Below are 4627 nucleotides of genomic sequence, written 5' to 3'. Positions count from 1 at the left end.
TGCCTGCGTCCACGATCTTCGAATCATGGTTGCCCATGGATTCAGAATCCTCAGTCAATTACAACTGTAATGCTAGCTCGCGGGAAGTGGTGTTGCGGTCGTCTCGGCCAGCCGTTCGGAGGCCTTTGCTTCGATCAGGTCAGCGTAGCGGTCATATTCATCGGCCATTTCGAGCAGTTTTTCGCGAACGTCTGCATCAATGACCTGATAGGCCAGCCGCTTCGCTTGCTCGGATTGAAACCGGTAGTGCTGTGTGTCGGACATGTGGCACCTCGAACGTATGTCCGGCACGAACCGCAAAGGTTCATCAGGCAGCGGCAGGCTTCTTGTCCTGTCGAATCTCGACGTCGAACCAGCCCATCTCCTTGAGTTCGTGCGCTTTCTTCAGCGCGGCATCCTCACTCTCGCGCCTTAGGATGATCTGCCCCGTGCCGTCGCGGGCGTAGATGAAATAAGTCATTCTTAAAATCCTGTTCGGCTGAAATACGCGCGCGGTCCGCCTCGACAATGGAAATGGCTTGAAACGATCTTGGCGCAAAACACGGCGCTTTGATGAAGCGGATGGTGCCGGCTGAGGGGATTGAACCCCCGACCTTCGGTTTACAAAACCGCTGCTCTACCGCTGAGCTAAGCCGGCAATTTCGGCCGCTCGCATATCAGACTTGTCGGCGCAGGGCCAGAACCTGAGGGCAGCCAGGCAAGACCCGTGCAGGAAAAAGGCGGCCGGGCGACCGCCTTTTCCCCAACTCGTCGATCGGGTTATTGGCAGGGGTGACGGCGGCCATCCTCGCCGCGGAACCAGGTGCCGGGCGTGCAGACGAGGCCGTTACGCTCAGCGTAGCTCTGGGTGTAGTAGCCGCCTCGGTAACCGTTATCGAAACCGGCAAATGGCGCCGTGGCGACCGCGGCCGCCGTGCCGACGGCGCCTCCGACAACCCCGGCGGCGACGTTGCCCGGCCAGAAGCCGCTGCGATCGTCCCAGCGAGCGTAGCTGTTGTTCCAGCCATTGTTCCAGCCATTGTTGTACTGATAGGCGGCGGCGCGACGCTGCTGGTAGCTGCCGGTATAGGGATTTCCCGGTCCTTGGTTCTGGCAATTGGCGTTCGGATAGAACTGAGCGCAATAGCCGGGATTGTAGATCACCTGTTGCGCCCCGGCGGGAGCGGCCAGGGCGGAAGCGAGCAGCGCGGCGGTGCCGACGATAGCGAGTGGTCTCATGTGAGATTCTCCTTGAAGTCGCAACCGACACCAAGCGGCCGCGCGGCCGGCCTGTTCCACTCATCCTGTTCACGCGACTTCAAACCCAGGTGATCGCAGCAAGCGCATAGGAAGGTTGGTACTCGCGGACGTTGATACGCCGCCCTTTGTTGAAGCAGTGCCTGACAAGGGCCGTGACTTCGTGTCAAATGGGGTGTTGGAGCGGGCGGCGCGCATGTTTGGAATCCTGGGACTTGGTTTTCTATTGGGCATGCAGCATGCGCTCGAGCCCGACCATATCGCTGCCGTCTCCAGCATCGCCGCGCGCCGGACCCATGTCGGCGACATCGTCAGGCACGGGCTTACCTGGGGGCTCGGCCATACGCTGACGCTGTTCTGCTTCGCGGGCGCCGCCATCCTGCTCGGACACGCGATCCCCGAGACGGTGGCCCGGCCGATCGAGGGCGCCGTCGGCATCATGCTGATCGGGCTCGGTGCCCATGTGCTGTGGCGTCTGTGGCGCGACCGCGTCCATTTCCACCGCCATGGCCACGGCGACGGAACGGTGCATTTCCACGCCCACAGCCATGCCGGCGAGACGAAGCCGCATCATGTCGCCACACATGTCCACGCGCACGGCTTTCGCTGGCGCACGCTGCTGATCGGCTTGATGCACGGCATGGCCGGTTCTGCAGCATTGCTGGTGCTTGCGGTGTCGCAGGCCTCGAGCCCGATCGTCGGACTGGGCTATGTTGCCCTGTTCGGGATTGGCTCGATGGTAGGCATGGGCGCGCTGTCCACCGTGATTGCGGTGCCGATCGCGGCATCCGCGCGCTGGCTCACCTGGGCCAACCGCGGGCTGCAAGGCGCGGTCGGGCTCGTCCTGATCGCGATCGGCCGGAATTGAGCGAGCCGGCGTGCTCACGCGTTAGGCTTACCGGCAGTTTGGCCTGCCGCCTTAACCTTTGGCTGCGCGCATTCGATTAGGTTGCTGAACGAGACAGGAAAGCAACCAATGCGCGTTGGCATTACAGCGGGGATTCTTTTGGCGATGACGTCGACGGCCTTTGCCGGCGGCGGCTCCGGCGGCGGCTTCGATATCGTCGTTCCCTATCGCCGTGGCGTGCCGATCATCATCAACGGCATCGACGCCTCCTATGCCGTGATCGAAGGTGAGTGGGGCCTCGGCAAGAACGTCCACGTGCAGCCGACCATCTATGGCGGCCGCTACATCGATTCCGAGCCCAATGTCGGCCATTATTATCCGAGCCTCGGCCACATGCCGGGCTATGGGCGCCTGGAGATCGAGCCGCCCTCGAACCGGCGTCTGCCCAAGCCGGCCGAAAGCTATCACCAATCCTGGTCCGCGCAGTCGATGCCGCTGCCGGCGCAGTCAGGCCCGCCCGTCGATGCGCCGCCCATCATCTACGCGCCGCAGTATGACCAGTTCCCGCGCGACCATCACCGCCGGCCGCCGAGAATTCCGCGCTAGAGCATGGTCCGGAAAAGTGGAAATCGGTTTTCCCTCGCGACAAACGCAAAGCGTTTGCGCGGAGATCATGCTCAAACAAAGAGATGAGCCAACAAGAACACACCAACAGGAGAGAGTAGGTAATGCGTCACATAATTTCAGGAATGGTCGCGGCAGTCGCGGTCATGGCTGCGGCACCCGCAATGGCGTGCGGGTACGGCTCGTGCTCGCCGTGCGGCTCTTATGGCTATTATGCCAGCCCCTGCGCGCCGCCGGTCTACGCCGCGCCGGTCTATTCCGCGCCGGTCGTGAGCTACAACTACACCTCTGGCTGCGGCGGCTGTGGCCCTGGCTACGGCTGGGTCACCCAGCGGCTCCCGGATCCAGAGCAGCAATACTACTATGTCAACCAGGGGCCGACCTATACCGGCCCGGGCAACTGGGCGCCGGTCCCGACCTATCGCGAGGGTGGGGTCTCGTACTATCGTCCGTTGCGCCCGCGCTACTATCGTTCGCACTATCGCTACGGCCACTCGCAATATTATCACGGCCAGCGCGTGCTGCGCCGCTACTACTGACCTGACAGGCGCTTCCTGAAATTGGCGCCCGTTCGCATCGTGCGAGCGGACGCTTTCACATCAGGCCGAGCCGGCTTGCGCCGATATAGAGCGCGAGCACTGCAGCGTTCGAGACGTTGAGGCTCTTGATCTCGCCGGGCATGTCGAGCCGCGCCACCACGCTGCAGGTCTCCCGCGTCAGTTGTCTTAATCCCTTGCCTTCGGCGCCGAGCACCAGCGCGAGCGGCTGCCGTAGCGCGGCCTGACTGAGATCCTCGCTCCCCTGACTGTCGAGGCCGACGGTCAGGAAGCCGCGCTCGTTCAAGGCGGTCAGCGCGCGGGCGAGGTTCTGCACGGTGATGAGCGGCACCAGCTCCAGCGCGCCGGAGGCCGATTTCGCGAGCACGCCGGTCGCCTCGGGGCTGTGGCGCGCGGTGGTGACGATCGCCTTCACCGCGAAGGCCGCGGCCGAGCGCAGGATGGCGCCGACATTGTGCGGATCGGTGATCTGGTCGAGCACCAGCACGATGCCCTCGGGCTCGAGCGTATCGATATCCGGCGAGGGCAGGGGATCGGCCTCCACCAGCAGCCCCTGATGCACGGCATCCGGTCCCAGACGCTGGTCGATCGTGCTGGGGCGGACGAGCTCCGGGGACACGCGGGTGTCGATGCCTTCTTCGGCGAGCCGTCGGGCCGCATTCTCGGTTACGAACAGCTTGCGGATCCGGCGCTCCGGATTGGCCAGCGCCAGCGAAACCGTATGCCAGCCGTAGAGAATCACCGGGCCGTCGGCATCCGAATCGCGGCTGCGCCAAACCGGCCGCCCGGCCGATTTTCGCCCTTTTTCGAGTGGTTTAGCCCCGCCGCGGCGGAATGGGGGCTTGCGGTCACGATCGCTCATCACGGGCCTTGTCTCACGGGTTCCGGACAATGGCAATTTTGCCGGCAAAAGGATGCCGATTAACGGCTTCCCTTGGTTGACTTTGCCACCTCCCTTCGCACATAAACGCGCCGGCCGCGCACCCCGACGGGTCCCGCGGTCACCAGCGTCACCGATTGACCTGTCCGCCGCCACTTCGGGCGGGTGGCGTCCGACGCTGTTGGGACGGGGGAGTGTCCCGAGTGGCAAAGGGAGCTGACTGTAAATCAGCCGCCTCATGGCTTCGCAGGTTCGAGTCCTGCCTCCCCCACCATCTAGCAACATGCTGACAGACCAGTGGAATTTCTGGATGGCGATGATGGATTAGAGGCATGTCATGCGACCGTTCCCTGCACGAAAAAAGGGTCGCATTCGTGCGACCCTTTTTGATTTTTGTTTAGGGAACGCTCTAGGGTCTGTTGGGATTCATCGGGAGTTTATCACGGCAGCGGTCAGATGGATCATGGCTGCGAAGCTTTGATC

7 protein-coding genes and 2 tRNA genes are annotated in these 4627 nt (G+C 63.1%); 4 read left to right on the top strand and 5 right to left on the bottom strand.

The genetic code is table 11. From position 1 onward, the window contains the following. Positions 1-72: 72 nt before the first annotated feature. The 4 genes from AAFX91_RS39365 to AAFX91_RS39350 all read right to left on the bottom strand — a co-directional run bounded on the left by AAFX91_RS39365 (position 73) and on the right by AAFX91_RS39350 (position 1218). Positions 73-264 carry a hypothetical protein gene (locus AAFX91_RS39365; protein WP_282530839.1) on the bottom strand — a complete coding sequence of 64 codons (192 nt, stop codon included), beginning with the start codon at positions 262-264 and terminating at the stop codon, positions 73-75. Between the two features lie 43 nt (positions 265-307). After that, positions 308-460 carry a hypothetical protein gene (locus AAFX91_RS39360; protein WP_155255128.1) on the bottom strand — a complete coding sequence of 51 codons (153 nt, stop codon included), beginning with the start codon at positions 458-460 and terminating at the stop codon, positions 308-310. A gap of 102 nt (positions 461-562) precedes the next feature. Further along, a tRNA-Thr gene (locus tag AAFX91_RS39355) sits at positions 563-637 on the bottom strand. Positions 638-759: 122 nt separating this feature from the next. After that, complete coding sequence (locus AAFX91_RS39350; protein WP_394570087.1) at positions 760-1218, bottom strand: hypothetical protein; 459 nt, start codon at positions 1216-1218, stop codon at positions 760-762. Positions 1219-1432: 214 nt separating this feature from the next. Between AAFX91_RS39350 and AAFX91_RS39345 the strand changes: the two genes are divergently transcribed. The 3 genes from AAFX91_RS39345 (at position 1433) to AAFX91_RS39335 (ending at position 3246) form a co-directional block, all read left to right on the top strand. After that, entirely contained in the window at positions 1433-2104 is a 672-nt protein-coding gene (locus AAFX91_RS39345; protein ID WP_394570086.1) for an urease accessory protein, read from the top strand. A 108-nt stretch (positions 2105-2212) separates the two neighbouring features. Beyond that, on the top strand, positions 2213-2689 hold the full coding sequence (locus tag AAFX91_RS39340) for a hypothetical protein (protein ID WP_130584215.1): 477 nt from the start codon (positions 2213-2215) through the stop codon (positions 2687-2689). 122 nt (positions 2690-2811) lie between these two features. Beyond that, positions 2812-3246 (top strand): hypothetical protein, encoded by a 435-nt coding sequence (locus AAFX91_RS39335; RefSeq protein ID WP_130584373.1) that lies wholly within the window; start codon positions 2812-2814, stop codon positions 3244-3246. 55 nt (positions 3247-3301) lie between these two features. Here the strand turns inward: AAFX91_RS39335 and rlmB are convergent, their stop codons facing one another. Further along, positions 3302-4126: a 23S rRNA (guanosine(2251)-2'-O)-methyltransferase RlmB gene (gene rlmB / locus AAFX91_RS39330; RefSeq protein WP_394570085.1), complete on the bottom strand. Its 825-nt coding sequence runs from the start codon at positions 4124-4126 to the stop codon at positions 3302-3304. Between the two features lie 206 nt (positions 4127-4332). Here rlmB and AAFX91_RS39325 point away from each other — a divergent pair. Beyond that, positions 4333-4418 (top strand) — tRNA-Tyr (locus tag AAFX91_RS39325). Positions 4419-4627: the final 209 nt, after the last annotated feature.

This window comes from Bradyrhizobium sp. 31Argb (assembly GCF_043638955.1).
In the GTDB taxonomy this organism is placed as follows: Bacteria; Pseudomonadota; Alphaproteobacteria; order Rhizobiales; family Xanthobacteraceae; genus Bradyrhizobium.
The sequence above is the reverse complement of the archived record's forward strand: the minus strand, read 5'-3'. Positions and strand labels throughout refer to the sequence as shown.

Coding starts and splice junctions, on each gene's coding strand:
- AAFX91_RS39365 (WP_282530839.1), bottom strand. CDS start 264: ATGTCCGACACACAGCACTACCGGTTTCAATCCGAGCAAGCGAAGCGG.
- AAFX91_RS39360 (WP_155255128.1), bottom strand. CDS start 460: ATGACTTATTTCATCTACGCCCGCGACGGCACGGGGCAGATCATCCTA.
- AAFX91_RS39350 (WP_394570087.1), bottom strand. CDS start 1,218: ATGAGACCACTCGCTATCGTCGGCACCGCCGCGCTGCTCGCTTCCGCC.
- AAFX91_RS39345 (WP_394570086.1), top strand. CDS start 1,433: ATGTTTGGAATCCTGGGACTTGGTTTTCTATTGGGCATGCAGCATGCG.
- AAFX91_RS39340 (WP_130584215.1), top strand. CDS start 2,213: ATGCGCGTTGGCATTACAGCGGGGATTCTTTTGGCGATGACGTCGACG.
- AAFX91_RS39335 (WP_130584373.1), top strand. CDS start 2,812: ATGCGTCACATAATTTCAGGAATGGTCGCGGCAGTCGCGGTCATGGCT.
- rlmB (WP_394570085.1), bottom strand. CDS start 4,126: ATGAGCGATCGTGACCGCAAGCCCCCATTCCGCCGCGGCGGGGCTAAA.